Source organism: Variovorax sp. 10N420, assembly GCF_056394705.1.
Window position 1 is genome coordinate 35,916 of the sequence record NZ_JBFTIJ010000003.1, and the last position, 19,571, is coordinate 55,486.

Here is a 19,571-nt window from a genome sequence, read left to right on the forward strand (position 1 = left end):
CTATGCCTCTCCTCGAAGTCGACAATCTTCACGTTGAACTGCAGACCCAGCGCGGCCCGGCCGAAGCGGTGCGCGGCGTGAGCTTCACGCTGGAGCGCGGCGAAACCCTCGGCATCGTCGGCGAATCAGGCTGCGGCAAATCCATCACCGTGCAATCGCTGATGGGGCTGCTCCCGTCGACCGCCAAAGTCTCGGGCAGCATCCGATTCGAGGGCACCGAACTCGTCGGGCTGCCGGAGCGCGAGATGTGCAAGCTTCGTGGCGACCGCATCGGCATGATTTTTCAGGAACCGATGACCGCGCTGAATCCGGTCCACACCATTGCGCGCCAGGTCGGCGAACCCTTGCGCCTGCACCGCGGCCTCTCCGCTGCCGATGCCCGCAAGGAAGCCCTTGCGCTGCTCGAGCGCGTCGGCATTCCTGATGCCTCATCGCGGCTGGATGCCTATCCGCATCAGTTTTCAGGAGGCCAGCGGCAGCGCATCGGCATCGCCATGGCATTGGCGTGCGGACCCGACCTGCTGATCGCCGACGAGCCGACAACCGCGCTCGACGTCACCATCCAGAAGCAGATTCTCGATTTGATCCGAGGTCTCGTCGCCGAGCGCGGCATGGCGCTCATCCTGATCTCGCATGATCTGGGCGTCATTGCTCAAAGCGTGTCGAAGATGCTGGTGATGTATGGCGGCAGCGTGGTCGAAAGCGGCCCCACGGCAGCGGTCTTCGCAGAAAGAGCGCACCCCTACACCAAGGGTCTCTTCGCGGCCCGGCCCGCACTTGGAGCGCCGCGCGGGGTCAAGCTCGCGACCATCAAAGGAAGCGTGCCTGAGCTCGTCGACTTGCCGGCAGGATGCCCGTTCGCCGGCCGCTGCAGCTACACGGTCGATGCCTGTCAGGCAACGCGCCCGGAGCCGGTGCGGCTTCCCCATGACCATCTGGCGCGATGCATCCGGCTCGACGCAGTCGCGGCCACGGAGGGACTGATCGCATGACGGACCCCATTGAACCAGGCGTTCTCCTCGAAGTGACTGACCTGGTCCGGCACTACACGCTGCCGCGTGAACGCCTTTTCGGGCCTCCGCCGATGGTCAAGGCGCTCAACGGCGTCAGCTTCAGCATTTCTGAGGGCCACAGCCTCGGCATCGTCGGCGAATCCGGCTCCGGCAAATCGACCATCGCCCGGCTGGTGATGGCGCTCGATCGGCCGAGCTCAGGAACCGTCAAATTGCTCAACCGCGATCTGCACGCGCTGCCGAGCGATCAACTGCGAAGAGCCCGGCGAGACGTGCAGATGGTGTTCCAGGACCCCTATGGCTCGCTCGACCCCCGCCAGACTGTCGCGCGCATCGTGGCCGAGCCGCTCGAAGCCCTCGGCGAAACAAGCCGCGCCGAACAGCAGGAGCGCGCAGGCGAATCGCTGGCCGCGGTCGGCCTGCGAGCCAATGACCTGCACAAGTACCCCCACGAATTCTCCGGCGGCCAACGGCAGCGGATCGCGATTGCGCGCGCGCTGATCACGCGCCCCAAACTGATCGTCGCGGACGAACCCGTGAGCGCGCTCGACGTGTCGGTGCAGGCGCAGGTGCTCAATCTCATGCAAGACTTGCAGCAACAGTATGGAATCAGCTATCTGCTCATCAGCCACGACCTGGCGGTGGTGAACCACCTGTGCGACCAGGTCTGCGTGCTTCATCGGGGCCTCATCGTCGAGCGCGGTTCGCCGCAGCATCTCTTTGCGCACGCGGAGCATCCCTACACGCGGAGCTTGCTGGCGGCCGTGCCGCGCGCAGAGCCGGTAGCAGCGGCATGAGCAAATACTTGCCCCGCAGGCTGCGTCTCGCGATGATGTAACGTTCTATTTCCTTTCCACAAAGCCTTTCCCTGGAGCCCTGACCATGTTGAATCGCCGCACCCTCATGACCACCGCCGCGCTCGCCACCGTGCCGCTCGCGCTGCCGCAGTTGGCATTGGCCCAGGGCCGCAAGGATGCGATGGTGCTTGGCATTGCGCTCGAGCCGCCGGGCCTGGACCCGACCGCCGGCGCGGCTTCGGCAATTGGCGAAATCGTCCAATACAACATCCTCGAGACGCTGACCAAGATCAATTCCGACGGCAGCGTCACACCGCTCCTGGCCGAGAGCTGGGAGGTCTCGCCGGACCTGCGCACCTACACCTTCAAGCTGCGCCGGGGTGTCAAGTTTCAGAACGGCGAACCGTTCAATGCGCAGGCCGTCAAATTTTCCTTCGACCGCGCCGGAAGCGAAAAAAGCACCAACAAGGACAAGCGCACCTTCGCGAGCCTGAAGACACAGGTGGTCGAGGACTACACGGTCGTCGTCATCAACAGCGAGATCGACCCCGACCTGCCCTTCCTCCTGGGCCAGGCCACAGCCGTCATCGTCGAGCCCAAGAGTGCCGACACGAACGCCACCAAGCCGATCGGCACCGGACCCTACAAGCTCGATAGCTGGAACAAAGGGAGTTCGCTGACGCTGAGCAAGTGGGACGGCTTCCGCAACCCCGGCGCGGCGAAGATCAACAAGGTGACGTTCCGCTTCATCTCGGATCCCGCAGCGCAAGCGGCCGCGGTGCTGGCAGGCGACGTCGATGCCTTCCCGCGCATCGCGACGCGCGTGGTGCCGCAGTTCAAGGCCAACCCGCAGTACCAGGTGATCTTGAGCGGCTCGCGGGCCAAGACGATCGTTTCGATCAACAACAAGCGCAAGCCGCTTGACGATGTCCGCGTCCGCCGCGCCATATCGATGGCCATCGACCGCAAGGCAGTGATCGAGGGCGCCGTCGACGGCTTTGGCGTACCTATCGGCAGCCACTATGTGCCGGGCGCCGCGGGCTATGTCGACACGACTGGCGTCAATCCTTTCAACATCGAGAAGGCGAAGCAACTCCTGGCCGAGGCGGGCGTGAAGACTCCGCTCGATCTCACCATGACGGTGCCCCCACCGCCCTATGCGCGCCAAGGTTCCGAAGTGGTCGCGGCGCAATTGGCCAAGATCGGCATCAACGTGAAGATCCAGAACGTCGAGTGGGCGCAATGGCTGAGCGGCACCTACGGCAACAAGGACTACGACCTCAGCATCGTTTCCCACGTCGAGCCGTTCGACCTCGGCAACTATGCCAAGGCCGACTATTACTGGGGCTACCAATCGAAGGACTTCAACGCGCTGTACGACAAGATCAAGACCACGGGCAACACCGCCGAGCGCAACAAGCTTCTGGGCGACGCCCAGCGCATGCTTGCCAATGATGCGGCCAACGCCTTCCTCTTCCAGCCGCAGTGGCCCACTGTCGCCAAGAAGGGGGTCAAGGGCCTCTGGAAGGACATGCCCATCTTTGTCAACGATCTGTCGGCGTTGTCCTGGTCGTGAACACTCCCTTGAACGAACTGAGCGCGCGCGAACTCATCGTCGCCTATCGCGAAAAAAAGCTCTCGCCGGTCGAGGTCACGCAAGCCGTTCTCGATCATGCGGCGCGCTGGGAGCCGCATTTGCAAGCCACGTGGCTGCTTCGTCCCGATGCCGCCCTCGAACAGGCGCGCTCGTCCGAAGCTCGCTGGCGGCGCGGTGAGCCACAGGGTCCGCTCGACGGCGTGCCAACGACCATCAAGGAAAACATCGCGACGCGCGGCGATCCCCTCCCTGCCGGCACCGCGGCTGTCGAGCTGAAACCTGCCCAGTCGGATGCTCCGCCCGCTGCCCGGCTCAGGGAAGCCGGCGCGGTGATCTTCAGCAAAACCACGATGCCGGACTACGGCATGTTGTCTTCGGGACTGTCGAGCTTCCATACCTTGGCGCGCAATCCCTGGGACCTTTCGAAAACGCCGGGCGGCTCCAGCGCCGGCGCTGGCGCGGCAGCGGCTGCGGGCTATGGTCCGCTGCATATCGGCACCGACATTGGCGGCTCGCTGCGCCTGCCTGCCGGCTGGTGCGGGATCTTCACGCTCAAGCCCAGCCTCGGCCGCGTCCCCATCGACCCGCCCTACATGGGCCGGGCCGCCGGGCCGATGACGCGCACGGTGGGCGACACCGCCCTGATGATGCAGACGCTCGCGCAGCCGGACGCCCGCGACAGCATGAGCCTGCCCGCGCAGGAGATAGATTGGGCATCGTTCGAGGTGGACATCGACCACCTTCGGGGTCTTCGAATCGGTCTCCTGCTGGATGCCGGCTGCGGACTCGCCGTTGAGCCGGAAATCCGGCAGGCCGTCGAACACGCCGCCCGACTCTTCGAGCGCGCGGGCGCGATCGTGGAGACCATGCAACCCTTCATGTCGCAGGCCATGCTCGACGGCATGGACCATTTCTGGCGCATGCGCTCGCTGGTAGACATGAACGCGCTGAAGCCGGAACAACGCGCCAAGGTGCTGCCTTACATCCGCGCATGGGCCGAGAGCGCAGCCGGTTTCAGCGGCGAGCACGTGTTTCGTGGATTCAGCCAGTTTCATGCAACGCGGCTTGCCGCTGTGGCGGCCTGCGCGAAATACGACTATGTGATCTCGCCGACTGCGCCGAACATGCCCGCTCCGGCCGAAGCGCCGTCGCCCACCAACGACCCGCTCCGACCGTTGGAGCACATTGGCTTCACGGTCCCGTACAACATGTCCGAACAGCCGGCCGCGTCGATCAACTGCGGCTACAGCCCGAGCGGCTTGCCGATCGGCCTGCAGATTGCCGGACATCGTTTTGACGACCTGGGTGTTCTGAAGGTCTCGCGCGCTTTCGAACTGATCCGCGAACCTCAAAGGCCCTGGCCCCAGCCGCAGGTCTGAAGCGGCAGTATCGTTCTCTCGATCGATATTCTCCAGGAATAGCCTTGAGTTCAGCGCCCCGATCTTGCGACAGCCTCGGCAATCCGGTCAGCGTTGCCGATCCGGCCGCTTTGCGCGCGATCAACGATTTTGTCGAAGGCTTCATCTCCTGCGAGACGCGCGCAGCCGACGTGCTCGCCGCCGCAGAGGATCCGAGTGCCATCGTGCAGGCGTACTGCGCGACGCTGCACCTGTTCGCGGAGTCGGGCGACGCCGCGGCAAACGCACGTCCCTTCATCGAGCGCGCACAAGCCGCCGCGGCGCAGGCGACATTGCGCGAGCAGCGCTACATTGCGGCCATCGCAGCCTGGGCAGATGGCGCCATCGACCAAGCCATTGCCCTGCATCAGGAGCAGGCCCTGGAGCACCCGCGCGATCTGGCGTCCATCAAGCTGGGGCAGTACCACTGCTTCAACATCGGCGATTGCCCTGGCATGCTGCGGCTAGCGCTTGCTGCGCTGCCTTCGGCTGCCGATGTGCCCTATGTCCATGGCATGGCCGCATTCGCGTACGAGCAATGCCACCTGATGCGGCAGGCCGAATCAAGCGCGCGCCGCGCAATCGGCATGGAACGCAAGGAACCGTGGGCTCACCACGCGCTGGCCCATGTCATGCTGACCGAAGGCCGCCTCGACGAGGGCCTGAAATTCATGCAGGGCGTGAGCGACACATGGGTGGGCCTCAATTCGTTCATGGTCACGCACAACTGGTGGCATGTGGCGCTCTTCCAGATCGACCTCGGGCGGAACGCGGAGGCACTGGACACCTATGACCGCCACGTCTGGGGCGTCGTCAAAGACTACTCGCAGGACCAGATCGGCGCGGTTTCCCTGCTCGCGCGACTCGAGTTGTCGGGTATCGACGTGGGGGATCGTTGGCAGGATGTCGCCACCCATCTTGTCGGGCGGCTCGATGATCACGTGCTGCCCTTTCTCGATCTGCAATATCTCTACGGCCTCGCGCGCGCCGGTCGGCCCGAAGCCGACGCGCTGTTGAGCCGCATCGAGTCTTTCACGCCGACTGCACCGCCTTCGATGCGCGACGCGTGGCAGCGCGTCTGCCTACCGGCCGCACGCGGCTTGCTCTCACATGCGCGCGGCGATGCGGCGTCCGCCATCGAATGGCTGGGGCTGGCACTGCCGAGGCTGGTCGAGATTGGCGGCAGCCATGCGCAGCGCGATCTTTTCGAGCAGGTCTATCTCGATGCCTTGATCCGGCACGGAACCAAGACCACCCTGGCCGGTGCGCAGGGCCTCCTGCAGCAACAGGTCAATGCGCAGCCCGAGTCTGTGCGGCTTCGCAGACAAGCCGGCGCGATCTATGGGCGGCTCGGCCTGACCGCGTAGATCAGCCCTTGGCGACTTCGTGCGCCGCCATCTGCTCCAGCGCCTTCACCAGCGCGGAGTGATCGAGTTGGTCCCAACCATGGGCGGCGCAGGACTGCATCAGTTGTGCGGCCGACGCAGTTTGCGGCAGCGCCACGTCCATCGCTTTCGCGCCGGACAGCGCCAGATTCAAATCCTTCTGGTGCAGCGCGATGCGAAAGCCTGGATCGAAGGTGCGTTTGATCATCCGCTCGCCATGCACTTCGAGAATGCGGCTGGCTGCGAAGCCGCCCATCAGCGCCTGACGAACCTTTGCAGGATCGGCTCCGGCCTTGCTGGCGAACAGCAGCGCCTCGCCGACGGCGGCAATATTGAGCGCGACGATGATCTGGTTCGCCACCTTGGTGGTCTGCCCGTCGCCGTTGCCGCCGACGAGGGTGATGTTCTTGCCCATTGCTTCGAAGAGCGGCTTGGCACGCTCAAACACGGCCTCCTCGCCGCCAACCATGATGGTGAGGCTCGCCGCCTTCGCGCCGACTTCGCCACCAGAGACCGGCGCGTCGAGGTAGTCGCACCCCAGCTCGTTGATCTTCTTGGCGAAACGCTTGGTCTCCATGGGCGCGATCGAGCTCATGTCGATGACAAGCTTGCCTTTGGTGAGGCCGGAGGCAACGCCGTCTTCGCCAAACAGAACCAGCTCGACGTCCGGCGTGTCGGGCAGCATCAGGATCACGACGTCCGCCGCGCGGGCGACGTCGGCATTCGTGCCGCAGGCCGTGGCCGTCTTCAACGCCTCCGGGACCTGGCGACGCGTGCGCACGAACATTTCGTGCCCGGCCTTCAAGAGGTTCTGCGCCATCGGCGCGCCCATGATGCCCAGTCCGATGAATCCGATTTTCATGATGGATGTCCTTTCGTTCAGTAAGAGCTTGAGGCGGACGACGTGCCGGCCGGCTGCGTCGCGCGCATCTTTGCGAGCACCTGTTGCGAGCCTGCGGCAATAAGCCGCGCATCCGAGCTCACGGTGACGAACTGGAACCCCTTGGCGATCCGCGCCAGCGCGCCCTCGGGCGTGCCGTTGTGAATGCCTGCGACCAGCCCGTGCGCCTTGGCGCGAGCGAGGATGTGATCAATGGCCTGTTCAACCGGAGGGTCCACGTCGTCGAAAACCGGCCTGCACCCCAGGGCAAGCGAAAGGTCCGATGGACCGATGTACACCGCGTCCAGTCCTTCCACGGACATGATCGCGTCGAGATTTTCGAGCGCCTGCGCGGTCTCGATCATCGCGAAGGTCACGATGGTGTCGTTCGCATGCTGGGCATAGTCGGCGCCGCCGTACAGCAGGGCCCGAACAGGCCCGAAGCTGCGGGTGCCGCGCGGCGCGTAATGCGTGTAGGCGACCAGCCGCGCCGCTTCATCGGGCGTATTGATCATTGGGCAGATGACGCCGTAGGCACCCGCATCGAGTGATTTCATCAACGCGCCAGGATCGAGCCAGGGCACGCGAACAACGGGCACCGTATCGGTGGTCGAGATGGCCTGCAGCATCGGGATCATCGACTGATAGTCGATGACGCCATGTTGCAGGTCGACGGTGAGCGAATCCCAACCTTGGTGGGCCATGGTTTCGGCCGAGAAGCCGTTGGGAATCGCGAGCCAGCCGTTGACCGCGGCACCTCCCGTCTTCCAAAGCGCCCGCAGGCGGTTTTCTCTCATGGGAACTCCTTGTTCTAGCGGTCGAAAGCAGGTCGCTTCGGGTCGAAAGTCCAGCCCGGAATCAGGCATTGCATCGCGACCGCATCATCGCGCGATCCCAGGCCGTGCTGTTTGTAAAGCTGGTGCGCCTTCTCGACTTCGGCCATGTCGAGTTCGACGCCCAGTCCGGGTTTCGTCGGCACCCGCACCAAGCCGCCTTCGATGCGCAGCGGTTCCTTGGTCAGCCGCTGGCCGTCCTGCCAGATCCAGTGGGTGTCGATGGCGGTCACGCGGCCCGGCGCGGCGGCGCCAACGTGCGTGAACATCGCCAGCGAAACGTCGAAGTGGTTGTTCGAGTGCGAACCCCAGGTCAACCCCCAGTCGCGGCAGGTCTGCGCAACGCGCACGGAACCGGCCATGGTCCAGAAATGCGGGTCCGCCAAGGGTATGTCGACGGACTGGAGCGCGAGCGCGTGGCTCATCTGACGCCAGTCAGTAGCGATCATGTTGGTCGCGGTCGGCAGGCCTGTGGCCCGGCGAAACTCGGCCATCACTTCGCGGCCCGAGAAACCCTCCTCGGCCCCGCAAGGATCCTCCGCGTACGCGACCACGCCGCGCATGTCGCGCATCAGGCGGATCGCGTCTTTCAGCAGCCAGCCACCGTTGGGGTCCAGCGTGACGCGCGCCTGCGGGAAGCGCTCGTGCAACGCAACCACCGCTTCGATTTCCTCGTCTCCGCGCAGCACGCCGCCCTTGAGCTTGAAGTCATTGAAGCCGTACCGCTCTCGGGCAGCCTCCGCCAGCCGCACGATCGCCTCTGGACTCATGGCTTTTTCGTGCCGGAGCCGGAACCAGTCGTTGTCAGCCTGCGGCTCCCGCGCGTACGGAAGGTCGGACTTGTCGCGGTCGCCGACGAAGAAAAGGTAGCCCAGCATTTCGACCGCGTCACGCTGCTGGCCTTCGCCGAGCAGCGCTGCGACAGGCACGTCCAGAAACTGGCCGAGCAAGTCGAGCATTGCAGACTCCACGGCCGTCACCGCATGGATGGTGGTGCGCAGGTCGAAGGTCTGCAAGCCGCGGCCGCCGGCATCACGGTCGGCGAACTTCTGCTGCAGTTGCTGCAACACACGCTGGTGGCCGCCGATGGACTGCCCGACGATGAGATCGCGCGCGTCTTCGAGCGTCTGGCGGATCTTTTCGCCGCCAGGTACTTCGCCGACCCCCGTCCGGCCCGCGCTGTCGGTGAGGATCAGGAGATTGCGCGTAAAGAAAGGGCCGTGGGCGCCGCTCAGGTTCAACAGCATGCTGTCGCGGCCGGCGACGGGGATCACGCGCAAGCCGGAGATGGTGGGCGTTGAATTGCGATCGGGATTGGGATCGCGATGGGGATTGGACATCGAATGGACTCGAGTTGAATCTGGGGCATCAATCGGCGGTGATCTTGCCGGTCTCGATCACTTTCTTCCAGCGCGCCGATTCCTGCTGCTGAAAGGCTGCGAATTCGGCAGGCGTGTTGCCGACGACCTCCAAGCCGATCGCCGTGAACTGCTTCCTGACGGCCGGGTCGTTGAGGGCGGCCACCATTGCATCGTGCGCCTTGTCTCGCACGGCGGGCGGCAAGCCCTTGGGCGCGACGATGGCTTGCCATGAATAGACCTCGACGTTCTTCACCCCGGCCTCTGCCGTGGTCGGAACATCGGGGAGCACGGGCGAGCGCTTGTCGCCCGTGACGGCAAGTGCCTTGAGTTTGCCGGCCTTGATGTTCTGGAACACCGCATTGACATTCTGGAACGAGGCGTCGACCTGGCCGCCGAGCAGGTCGGTGATGGCTGGCGCGCCGCCCTTATAGGGAACGTGGAGTCCGCTCGTGCCGGTCTGCTGCCAGAAAAGCACTGCCGTCAGGTGGTCGCTCGATCCGTTGCCCGAAGAAGCGAAAGTCATCTTGCCGGGATTCGCCTTCAGGTAGCCAATGACATCGGCGACGGACTTGTGCGGCGAATTCGCGGGCACGACGAGGACATTCGGCGCCTGCACAGCGACCGTGATCAGGTCGAAGTCCTTGGAGGCGTCGTACTGCATCCCCTTGATGAGGTGGGGCGCGATGACCAAGGGACCGAGCGAGGTGACCAGGAAAGTGGAACCGTCCGGCGCCGAACGCTTGACCTGGGTCGCCCCGATGGTGCCCGTGGCCCCGGCCTTGTTGTCGACCAGGAAGGTCTGCCCCAATTTGTCGGCGAGCTTCGGCGTGATGGCTCGAGCGACCATGTCAGTCGATCCGCCGGGAGGAAACGGAACGACGAAAGTGACCGGCTTTTGCGGCCACTCTTGTGCATGCGCGATGCTGACGGCGGCCAACGCGACGCCGAGGGAAACCAGTAGTTTTTTCATGATGTTCGTCTGTTCGAAACGATTCCAAATGGTAGCGCTATCGTGCCGCAATGATAGCGCTACCGTCGTAAACAAAACAGACGCTCTCTCTCAGGGTTTGCCCTCAGGCGCTTTCCCGGTCGACGATCGAAAAGCCGACGTCGACGACCCGCTGTTCGACCTCCCGCCCTTCGGCGCGGTCGATGATGAACTGCGCCGCCTGACGACCAATGGCCGCGCCATCGATCCGCACCGTGGTCAGTGCCGGTTCAAAGTCAGCGGCGAACTCCAGGTCTCCGAAGCCCACGACCGCAAGTTGCGCCGGTACGGAGATCCCTTGTGCCCGCGCCTCGACCAAGACACCCAACGCGAGAAGATCTGAGCTGCAGAACACCGCGTCAGTGTCGGGAAACTCGCGGAGCAATTCCGCGAGCGCCGCCCGGCCGCTCTTCAGTGTGGTGGGCGCCGGCACCGGAAAAACCGGCACATCACGCAAGCCCAGTGAGCGTGCCGCTGTGCAAAAAGCCTCGTGGCGCCGCCGGGAGCGCTCATCGTCGCCCGCTACCACCGCCAAGTTACGGCGCCCCCTGCCTCGCAGGAAGTCGACCACAGTCCGGCCAACTTCCACGTGCGAAAAACCCACCAGCATGTCAAGCGGCGTCGGCGTGAGGTCCCATGTTTCGACCACCGGAATTCCGGCGGCCAGCAGGCGCCTGCGGCCTTCGGGCGAATGCATGATGCCGGTGAGCACGATGCCGTCGGGCCGCCGGCCGATGATGGCTTCGAGCAACGCATCCTCACGGGAATCCACATACCCGGTTTGCCCGAGCATCAGCTGGTAGCCGCGCTCCGCCAGCGCCTCGGTCAGCGATTGCACCGTCTGCAGGAAAACAGGCCCGGACATGGTCGGCACCACGGCAGCAACAAGCCGGCTGCGCGTCGAGGCGAGCCCACCAGCGAGCACATTGCGCACGTAACCGGTCCGTCGCACGGCGTCGGTGACTTTTTGCAGAGCCTCCGCCGACACCTGCGACGGGGAACTCAAGGCGCGCGATGCGGTTATGGGTGCGACGCCGGCGAGCTTTGCCACGTCGTGCAACGTTACAGCGCCGCTGCCTCGGCGGGCGCGTCTGGTGGGAACGTCGTCTTTGCTCATCGGCGCATTCTAGGCGCCACGATAGCGCTACCAGCGCTTGTGTCCCACCTGAAAATCGTTGCGGCCGCTGCGGTCGGCACCCTTGAGGAGCCAGAGCGGCCGCTCGGCAAAGTTGACGGCCAAGCCGGTCTTCCCGTCCGACGGCCGCAAGTCACGTTCGAACACCGATGTCGAAGGCATGTACCGCAGCGCCACGCCCGTCCGTCTCTTGGCGGACGTATTCGCCTGGGCGCCATGGATCATGAAAACATCGTGCATGGACATCTGGCCCGGCTGCAGTTCCAGGTCGACCGCCGCCGCTTCGTCGAAGCTGCCGGCCGCCATGCGCTGGTTGAGGGTCAGGTCCGACCGGTCTTCGTGCAGATGATCGTGAAGAACCTGCCCTCGATGTGAGCGCGGGATGACCCGCAGGCACCCGTTTTCGGTCGTCGATTCCTCGAGCGCGACCCAGACCGTGCAAGTGGCCAGCGGCCGTATCGGCCAATAGTGGCCGTCCTGATGCCACGGCGTTTCATAGCCTTCGGCCGGTGGCTTGCAGAAGACGTGGCAGCCCCAGAGGATCACGTCGTCGCCGATGGCACCGGACACGAGTTCGACGATCTCCGGGTCCATGGCCAAATCGAGGAAGTGACGGCTGCCGCGCACGCCTTCGCCGTTGTCGCCCTCGATGTGCGCCGAGACGAGCTTCTCCGGGCGCACGCCCGGGTTGTCGCGGATCAACGCATCGAGCGCCTCACGCATGACCGCGGTGCGCTCCGGAGAAAGCCGAAACTGCGGTATGACCCAGCCCTCAGCCTTGTAGTGGTCGATTTCTTGCGCGGACATTCGGGCCATCGATGCATCTCCTGAGAGACGCACATTATGGGGAAACAGCGCAAACCGAGAGCGATTCGCGCTCGCAGCGGCTTATTTCTCGACGCTCTTCAGATGGCGGCGCTGGTCATAGGTGGGTTGCGCCGGCAGATCGGCCAGATGGCGGGTGTCGGCCCAATCGACGATCTCGAGGTCTTCCGGCGCAGAGGCATCGGCGATGCGGATCCGGTTGAAGCCGGCGTTAGGGATCTCGCTTTGGCGCGGTCCGTTCAGCCCAAGCGCGCGGGCGGTGCGCCAGACCATGTCGAGCACGCCCCCGTGCGTCACCACGAGCACGCGCTGACCCGAATGGACCTCGGCGATGTTTCCGAGCGCCTGCATGATCCGGCTGTGGAACTGCCGCGGCGACTCGCCTTCGGGCATTGCGTGATCTTCGCGAAACTTCAGCCAGTCCTCCCAGGCGCGAGGGTGCAGGCTCTGGATTTCGTCAGCCCGCATGCCTTCGACCACGCCGAAGTTCTGCTCGCGCAATGCAACGGTGGTCACGATCTCCAGCCCGAGTAATTGCGCGGCCGGCGCAGCGGTCTGTTGCGCACGCATCAGGTCGCTGCTGACCAGGTGATCGATCGGCTCGTCAGCCAACCGCAGGCCGAGCCGGCGGGCCTGCTCATGGCCCATGTCATTGAGGGGAACGTCGATGTGGCCCTGAAAGCGGAGTTCGCGGTTCCAGTCGGTTTCACCGTGGCGGATCAGAATGAGTTCGGTAGTGGGCATAGGCAGGGGCATATTGTCCCTGCAGAGAGCGACGGCGATGTGTCCGTGTTCATCGCGGAGAATTCGCCGATGCCAACTCTTATCCTGCTGCCCGGTCTCGCCTGCGACGCACGCCTCTGGGAAGCCCAGATCCCTTCCCTGCCCCGATCGCTCGGCGTCGAGGTGACGGACGTGCACATGCGGCACGATCGCATCGAAACCATGGCTGCGGCGCTGCTCTCGGAACATTCAGGCTCGCTGATCCTCTGCGGCGCATCGATGGGCGGGATGATTGCCATGGAAGCCGCCCGGCAGGCTCCCGAACGCATCGCCGGCCTGGCGCTGCTTGGCACCAATGCGCGTCCGGAGACGCCGGACATGTATGAACTTCGCAAATCGGCGATCGAGTTGTTCGAACGCGGCGAGGCGCGCGACGTGATCGAGCTCAACGCAGGCTTTGCCTTTCACCCGATCCAGGCACGCGATGCGGCACTCGTGCAGCGCTATATCGACCTGATCCTTGACGCAGGTACAGCGCAGTTGATTCGGCAGAACCGCGCGCTGATGGAGCGTCCCGACCAGCGCCCACATCTGGCGCGGCTGCAATGTCCGACGCTGGTGATGTGTGGCGACGGCGACCGTCTCACGCCACCCGAATGTTCACGGGAAATCGCGGCGCTGATGCCCCACGCTGAAGTCGCGTGGATTCCGCAGTGCGGCCACATGCTGACGATGGAAAAGCCGGAGTTCGTCAACGGCACGCTGGGCCGATGGCTGGTACCGCTGAGCGCGGGCAATTGAAGCCCACGCCCCAGGGAGACGCCTTCTAGGAGGGCGCGATCCAGCCCATCGAGACAAGGCCTTGCGCAAGATGCGCAAGATAGCGCCGCTGCCCCGCCCAGGCCGCCAGCGCTTCCGCGGCATCGACCTGCAGGAACCGAAGACGGCCGTCGAGCGGTGCCTGCGCCAGCTTCCACAGATCGGCCCGGATGATCACACCGATCCGCGGATAGCCGCCCGTCGTTTGCGCATCGCCCATCAGCAGGATGGGCTGACCCGAAGGAGGCACCTGAATCGTTCCGGGAATCACGCCTGAAGAAAGAATGTCAATTGGGCGCTTGCGCTTGAGTTCCGCTCCCTCCAGCCGGTTGCCCATGCGGTTGCTTCGGGGCGTGATGCGCCATGGCTCGCGCCACAGCAGCTCGCGCGACGCGACCGTGAATTGCTCATGCTCAGGACCCGGCATGGTGCGCAAGACGATGGCGCCGTCTTCCGCGTTCAAATCCCAAGCAGGCATGCGCACGCCGAAAGCCCGCCTCGACAACTGTTCGGCAGTCAAGGTCGACTTGCCTGAAAACAAGCTGTCGCCGGCTTTCAGGGGCCGTCCTTCATGGCCGCCGAATCCGGCCTTCAAGTCCGTACTGCGTGACCCGAGGATGACCGGCACGTCAAAAGCGCCTGCGACGGCCAACCAGGTGCGCAATCCCTTTTTGCGGCTCGATCGATTGGCGCGCCCGAGCTTGAGCGTCTGCCCTGCACTCACAGGCATGCTCCACCCGGGCCAGATAGGAGTGCCGTCCAAGCGGGCGTCGAAGTCGTCACCGGTGATCGCAATGCGCGTCGGCGCATCGAAGCGGAACTCGCAGCCCCCCATGGTGAGTTCCACCCCGGCAGCACCGTCGGGATTGCCCACGAGACGGTTGGCGAGCATCAACGCGAGGGCGTCCAGCGCGCCGCCGGGGCAGATGCCCAACTGGCGATGGCCGTGCCGGCCCAGATCCTGAACCGAAGCCAGCATTCCCGGCCGCAGCACTGTGATGCCGACGGCCATCAGGTCTCCAGGCTTTCAACGACGAAGCGCACGTGATCACCGGGCCGAAGCAGGGTGGGCTCGGCCGCAGTCGGATCAAATAACTTGAGCGGTGTCCTGCCGATTAACTGCCATCCACCGGGCGAGACCATCGGATAAATGCCTGTTTGCTCGCCGCCAATGCCGATCGCTCCGGCAGGGACTTCCAACCGGGGCGCCGTACGCCGAGGCGTGGCGAGCTCCGGCGCGAGTCCGCCCATGAAGGCAAATCCCGGCAGGAAGCCGAGCAGGTACACCACGTAGTCGCCCTCGCTGTGCCGCCGGACGACCTCCGACGGCGTCAAGCCCGTGTGCGAAGCCACGTCCGCCAGGTCGGGACCGAACTCACCGCCGTAATTGACTGGAATCTCGATGGATCGCCCTTCGATCGATGCGGCGTTCAACTGTGGCCAGGCCGAAAGCACCTGCATCTCGAGTTCCGCGCCATCGATCTGGTCGGGATCGAAGAGCAGGCTCAAATTGTTCATTCCCGGCAGCGCTTCGCGAACGCCGCGCCACCGCATGGCTTCAGCGGCAAGCGCCCAGATCCGCTGCTGTTGTTCGAGCGTCGCCGGCGCAGGCAACTCGCACACCAGCGCGGCCTCGCCCATCGAGTGCAAGCGAAGCGGCACCGACTGCGTCATTCGCGGCCGAGGCTGCGCACCTTGGCCATGAGACTTTCTTGCACCTTGGGCGAAACGAATTTGTCGACCTCGCCGCCGAGCATGGCGATTTCGCGCACGAAGGTACTGGAGATGAACTGATATTTGTCGCTGGGTGTGAGAAACACGGTCTCGACTTCCGGCATCAGCGAGCGATTCATGCCGGCGAGCTGGAACTCATAGTCGAAATCGGTCACGGCACGCAGGCCGCGGACCATGGCCTTGCCACCGCGCGCGACCACAAAGTCGCGCAAGAGCCCCGAGAAACTTTCGACAGTGACCTGATCGCTGTAGGGCGTAACTGCGTCTCGCGCCATGTCGATGCGCTCCTGCAAAGTGAAAAGCGCCTTCTTGTGATGCCCCGCGGCGACTGCCACGATGACCCGCGAAAACAACTGCGTCGCGCGCCGCACGACGTCTTCGTGGCCCAGCGTCATGGGGTCGAAAGTGCCGGGATATACCGCGATCACGTTGCTGGTCATGGTGGCTTCCTCCTGATGCAGCCGATCGCGGCCTGGTTCCGCGGATTATGCAGCCGCGTCCGCCGAGCGTTGAAGAAGGTGCGCGTGCACTGCGCCGGCCTTCAGATGCCTATACAGCGTCAAGCCGAGCGCGGCGATCTCGTCATCCGGCCATCGGCGCGCTGCTTCGAGATAAATCACGCCGCCCGGCCGCAGCGCGCGCTCTGCGGCTCGCAAGGCGGGCACGTACAACGCGGGGTTTTCAAACGGCGGGTCGAGGAACACGGCATGCAGGCTGCCGGCAGCAGTGCGCTCCAGGACAGTGACGCCGTTGCCACGCTCGACGCGAACAGCATCGGCGGAGAGCTTGGTCTTCAGCGCCTGCAACTGGGTGACGAGTGCCGGGTCCTGCTCGCAAAGCAACACGGCGCCCGCGCCGCGCGAAGCGGCTTCCAGCCCCAGAGCACCGGTGCCGGCAAAGGCATCGACGCACTTCCAGCCGGGCAGTTCGCCGCCGCCTGCTCCCGCAAGGCTCGCGAGCCAGTTGAAGAGGGTCTCGCGAACCCTGTCGGGTGTGGGACGCAAACCGGGCTTGTCGGCGACAGCGAGGCGCGTGCGCTTCCATTCGCCGCCGATGATCCGGACGAAATGCGGCGCCTTCGCCAGCTTGGCGGAAGCAGTGGTCTTGGCTGCGGCGGGGAGAGGGGTTCGGGAGGTTGACTTCACGGGCAAAGCTTAACGGCACCACGTCGAACCATGGCGTTCATCAGGGCTTGGCACCGACGATCACCGTCACCATGCGGTCCGGGTGGAGCTTGCGCGCGAAGGCTGCCTTGACGTCGGCCGCAGTGACGGCGTTCATCCGAGCGGTCCATGTGTCGAGATAGTCGAGCGGCAGGTCGTTCCACGCGATGTTCGCGACATTGCCCAGCAGCTTGCGATTGCTGTCCAGCAGAAGGGGAAAGCCGCCGATGACGTTGTCCTTGGCGGCTTTCAGTTCTGCCTCTGTCGGCCCGTCGGCAACGAACTTTGCAAGCACTTCGCGCGAGACCTTCACCGCCTCGTCAGCCTGGTCGGGCCGCGTCTGGAAGGCGATGCGGAAAGCGCCTGCGTGCAAGCCCGGAGAGAAGCTGCTGTAGATGCTGTAGGTGAGGCCCCGCTTTTCGCGCACTTGCTCCGTCAGGCGCGAGACGAATCCGCCTCCACCCAGGACATAGTTGCCGAGGTTGAGCGCGAAGTGATCAGGGTCGGCGCGCCGATATCCAGGCTGCCCGATGATCACGTGTGCCTGCGCCGAATCGAAAGGGATCCGCTCCTCCTTGGCGGCGGTGAGCGGCGCCACTTCCGGAACGGGCGAGAGCGCGCCGCACGACGATGCGGCCGGCAAGCGGGACAGCAAGGTCGTCGCGATGCTCTCCGCTTGCGGACGCGTCACGGCGCCGACGATGCTGATCTTTGCCCGGCACGGAACGATGAGTTGCTCGTAGCGGCGCCGCATCGTGGCGACGTCAATCCGCGCCAGCGTCTCCTCAGTCACATCGAGCCCGTACGGATGAGCGCCGTAGACGGCTTGCGAAAACGCGCGTTCAGTCACTGTTGCCGGCTTTGTGTTTGCCTCCTTGATGGAAGCGTCGAGCCGCTCGCGCTCGCGCTTCCATACATCCTCCGGAAACGCGGGTTCGCCGATCTGGCGGGCCGCCAGCCGCACCGCCTTGTCGAGCAGCGCCGGTTCGGACAATGTGCGCAGAGTGAAGCTGGTGCGCTCACCGCCGCCACTGACGTCGAAATTGGCGCCCAGGTCGGCCCAAGCTTCGCCGAGGGCGTTCTGATCCATCGCCGGGTCGCTTCCGCCCGCGCGAACGCCCTTCTCGACCATCATTGCGGTCACGCCGGCAAGACCCGCCTGAGCGGGCGGATCCCGGCGGGAACCGGCATCGAAGTCCGCCTGGACATCCACGATCGGCAATGCGTTCGTTGCGGCGAGATAGATGTTGGCGCCGTTCGGCAGCGTCCAGTGCTGGATCGGTATGGCCGCAAAAGCATTCGAGGCGACGAGCAAGGCCGCGCCGGCGAGCATGGGGAGAACGGCGCGAACCGGACGGGCGGAAGCGGAGGAACAAGCGGAAAGCAGGGTCATCTTTGGAATCTTGAACATGGGGATGAAACCTTCCTTCAACGCAGATCGCCGGCCGGCGCAGCAACGCTGCGAGGCTTGGCATTTTTCTCGGGCGGTAGGGGCCGCAGAACTGCTGCGGTCATCTGGTCGGCACCAAAATATTTCGCAGCCACAGCCTGCACCTGCGCTGCCGTGACTCCCTGCAGCCGTTCGATGATCTGCGTGCTTGCCTCCAGCGGAAGCCCCTGCACCCAATTGCTGCCGAGTTCACGCGCCTGCGCCATGACGGAATCGAGCTTGTAGGTCTCGCTCGCAACCCACTGCGTCTTCACGCGGGCCAGTTCGGCCTCCCCGATGCCGTCGCGGGCGATCCGCGCGACTTCTGCGCGCAAGGCGGTTTCGACTGCCTCGGCGGTCTTGCCTGCGGCCGGTACACCTTCGAGCACGAACAATTGCGGCCCACGTCCGACGAAGCCGGAATAAGCCCCCGCCTGGTCCGCCACACGATCAGGCCCTTGCGTCAATGCACGGTCGAGCCGCGAACCCTGATAGCCGTCGAGGACGGCGGCCAGCACGACGAGCGCATAAGGATCGATGTCGCCCGCAAACTTGTCTGCAGGATCGATCTGCGGCACGCGAAACGCGAGCGACACGTAGGCCTGCTCCGCAGGCGCCTTGTATTCGATGCGTCTGACCCCACGCTGCGCGGGTTCCACGCGCGGCTTGCGAGCCGGAAGGGCGCGGGACGGGATCGAACCGTAGTACTTCTCGGCCATGGCGCGTACTTGCTCCACGTCAACGTCGCCGGCGACCACGATTGCCGCGTTTTCGGGGGTGTACCACTGCTTGAAAAACGCACGAGCGTCCGCGGGCGTCATGGCGTCCAGATCGCTCATCCACCCGACGACGGGGCGGTGATACGGAGATGCAGTGAAGATCGCCGCGTTCTGCTGCTCGCTGAGCAATGCGCGGGGCTGGTCATCCGTGCGCATGCGTCGCTCTTCCTTGACGACTTCGATCTCACGCTTGAACTCATCGTCGGGCCATTGCATGTTGGCGAAGCGATCCGACTCCAGCTTCATGACCTGTTCGAGCTTTTCGACCGGAATCTGCTGGTAGAAGCCGGTGTAGTCGCGGGTCGTGAAGGCGTTCTCGCGTCCGCCGAGCGCCGCGACGCGCCGGGAGAATTCACCCGGCTTCAGGTCCTTGGTCCCCTTGAACATCATGTGCTCCAGGACGTGAGCGACACCCGATGTGCCGTCGACCTCATCCACGGACCCGACGCGGACCCATACCATCTGGACGGCGGTGGGCGCGCGCCGGTCGGGCTTCACGATCAGCGTCATGCCGTTGGACAGCGTGAACTGCTGTGCCGCGGCCGACGCGGCGACCGGACCTGGAGAGTCGGATTGGGATTGGGGAGGGGAAGTCTGCGCAAACGCGGGCAGGACCCAAGGCGCAATGAGCACCGAGGCCAGCACCGCACCAAACGCTGCGGAGCGTGGCGAGGGGTGTTTCATAGAATGGCTCGGATTGTAAAAACCCGCCA

Annotated in this window: 19 protein-coding genes; 6 read left to right on the forward strand and 13 right to left on the reverse strand. The window is 64.7% G+C overall.

Translation table 11 applies throughout. From position 1 onward, the window contains the following. Nucleotides 1-2 precede the first annotated feature (2 nt). The 5 genes from AC1DEK_RS08220 (at nt 3) to AC1DEK_RS08240 (ending at nt 6,171) form a co-directional block, all read left to right on the forward strand. A complete protein-coding gene (locus AC1DEK_RS08220; protein ID WP_478124740.1) occupies nt 3-992 on the forward strand; it encodes an ABC transporter ATP-binding protein in 990 nt (329 codons plus the stop codon). Continuing rightward, nucleotides 989-1,810, forward strand: a complete 822-nt coding sequence (locus AC1DEK_RS08225; RefSeq protein ID WP_478124741.1) for an ATP-binding cassette domain-containing protein — start codon at nt 989-991, stop codon at nt 1,808-1,810. Before AC1DEK_RS08220 ends, AC1DEK_RS08225 begins: the two co-directional genes overlap by 4 nt. 85 nt (nt 1,811-1,895) lie before the next feature. Next, entirely contained in the window at nt 1,896-3,386 is a 1,491-nt protein-coding gene (locus tag AC1DEK_RS08230; RefSeq protein ID WP_478124742.1) for an ABC transporter substrate-binding protein, read from the forward strand. After that, nucleotides 3,383-4,786 (forward strand): amidase, encoded by a 1,404-nt coding sequence (locus AC1DEK_RS08235; RefSeq protein ID WP_478124743.1) that lies wholly within the window; start codon nt 3,383-3,385, stop codon nt 4,784-4,786. Before AC1DEK_RS08230 ends, AC1DEK_RS08235 begins: the two co-directional genes overlap by 4 nt. A 38-nt stretch (nt 4,787-4,824) precedes the next feature. Beyond that, the gene (locus AC1DEK_RS08240) at nt 4,825-6,171 is read left to right on the forward strand and encodes a tetratricopeptide repeat protein (protein WP_478125268.1); all 1,347 of its coding nucleotides are present in this window, start codon (nt 4,825-4,827) and stop codon (nt 6,169-6,171) included. A 1-nt stretch (nt 6,172) separates the two neighbouring features. Here the strand turns inward: AC1DEK_RS08240 and glxR are convergent, their stop codons facing one another. The 7 genes from glxR to AC1DEK_RS08275 all read right to left on the reverse strand — a co-directional run bounded on the left by glxR (nt 6,173) and on the right by AC1DEK_RS08275 (nt 12,967). Then, on the reverse strand, nt 6,173-7,054 hold the full coding sequence (gene glxR, locus AC1DEK_RS08245; RefSeq protein WP_478125269.1) for a 2-hydroxy-3-oxopropionate reductase: 882 nt from the start codon (nt 7,052-7,054) through the stop codon (nt 6,173-6,175). A 14-nt stretch (nt 7,055-7,068) separates the two neighbouring features. After that, complete coding sequence (locus AC1DEK_RS08250) at nt 7,069-7,866, reverse strand: HpcH/HpaI aldolase family protein (RefSeq protein ID WP_478124744.1); 798 nt, start codon at nt 7,864-7,866, stop codon at nt 7,069-7,071. Between the two features lie 14 nt (nt 7,867-7,880). Then, nucleotides 7,881-9,242 carry a glucarate dehydratase gene (gudD, locus tag AC1DEK_RS08255; RefSeq protein ID WP_478124745.1) on the reverse strand — a complete coding sequence of 454 codons (1,362 nt, stop codon included), beginning with the start codon at nt 9,240-9,242 and terminating at the stop codon, nt 7,881-7,883. 28 nt (nt 9,243-9,270) lie between these two features. Continuing rightward, entirely contained in the window at nt 9,271-10,233 is a 963-nt protein-coding gene (locus AC1DEK_RS08260) for a Bug family tripartite tricarboxylate transporter substrate binding protein (protein ID WP_478124746.1), read from the reverse strand. 103 nt (nt 10,234-10,336) lie between these two features. Then, nucleotides 10,337-11,368 (reverse strand): LacI family DNA-binding transcriptional regulator, encoded by a 1,032-nt coding sequence (locus AC1DEK_RS08265; protein WP_478124747.1) that lies wholly within the window; start codon nt 11,366-11,368, stop codon nt 10,337-10,339. A 27-nt stretch (nt 11,369-11,395) separates the two neighbouring features. Continuing rightward, the gene (locus AC1DEK_RS08270; RefSeq protein ID WP_478124748.1) at nt 11,396-12,202 is read right to left on the reverse strand and encodes a phytanoyl-CoA dioxygenase family protein; all 807 of its coding nucleotides are present in this window, start codon (nt 12,200-12,202) and stop codon (nt 11,396-11,398) included. 72 nt (nt 12,203-12,274) lie between these two features. After that, on the reverse strand, nt 12,275-12,967 hold the full coding sequence (locus AC1DEK_RS08275; RefSeq protein WP_478124749.1) for a histidine phosphatase family protein: 693 nt from the start codon (nt 12,965-12,967) through the stop codon (nt 12,275-12,277). Nucleotides 12,968-13,024: 57 nt separating this feature from the next. Between AC1DEK_RS08275 and AC1DEK_RS08280 the strand changes: the two genes are divergently transcribed. Next, nucleotides 13,025-13,735, forward strand: coding sequence for an alpha/beta fold hydrolase (locus tag AC1DEK_RS08280; RefSeq protein ID WP_478124750.1), 711 nt, complete (start codon nt 13,025-13,027; stop codon nt 13,733-13,735). A 25-nt stretch (nt 13,736-13,760) separates the two neighbouring features. Here the strand turns inward: AC1DEK_RS08280 and AC1DEK_RS08285 are convergent, their stop codons facing one another. The 6 genes from AC1DEK_RS08285 to AC1DEK_RS08310 all read right to left on the reverse strand — a co-directional run bounded on the left by AC1DEK_RS08285 (nt 13,761) and on the right by AC1DEK_RS08310 (nt 19,542). Then, nucleotides 13,761-14,765 carry a 5-oxoprolinase subunit C family protein gene (locus AC1DEK_RS08285; protein WP_478124751.1) on the reverse strand — a complete coding sequence of 335 codons (1,005 nt, stop codon included), beginning with the start codon at nt 14,763-14,765 and terminating at the stop codon, nt 13,761-13,763. Further along, entirely contained in the window at nt 14,765-15,427 is a 663-nt protein-coding gene (gene pxpB / locus AC1DEK_RS08290) for a 5-oxoprolinase subunit PxpB (RefSeq protein WP_478124752.1), read from the reverse strand. The genes AC1DEK_RS08285 and pxpB overlap by 1 nt, the downstream gene beginning before the upstream one ends. Next, nucleotides 15,424-15,927, reverse strand: a complete 504-nt coding sequence (gene coaD / locus AC1DEK_RS08295; protein WP_478124753.1) for a pantetheine-phosphate adenylyltransferase — start codon at nt 15,925-15,927, stop codon at nt 15,424-15,426. The genes pxpB and coaD overlap by 4 nt, the downstream gene beginning before the upstream one ends. A gap of 45 nt (nt 15,928-15,972) precedes the next feature. Continuing rightward, nucleotides 15,973-16,638 carry an RsmD family RNA methyltransferase gene (locus AC1DEK_RS08300; protein ID WP_478124754.1) on the reverse strand — a complete coding sequence of 222 codons (666 nt, stop codon included), beginning with the start codon at nt 16,636-16,638 and terminating at the stop codon, nt 15,973-15,975. A 34-nt stretch (nt 16,639-16,672) separates the two neighbouring features. Next, nucleotides 16,673-17,983 (reverse strand): M16 family metallopeptidase, encoded by a 1,311-nt coding sequence (locus tag AC1DEK_RS08305; protein WP_478125270.1) that lies wholly within the window; start codon nt 17,981-17,983, stop codon nt 16,673-16,675. Nucleotides 17,984-18,078: 95 nt separating this feature from the next. Then, nucleotides 18,079-19,542 carry a M16 family metallopeptidase gene (locus AC1DEK_RS08310; protein ID WP_478124755.1) on the reverse strand — a complete coding sequence of 488 codons (1,464 nt, stop codon included), beginning with the start codon at nt 19,540-19,542 and terminating at the stop codon, nt 18,079-18,081. Nucleotides 19,543-19,571: the final 29 nt, after the last annotated feature.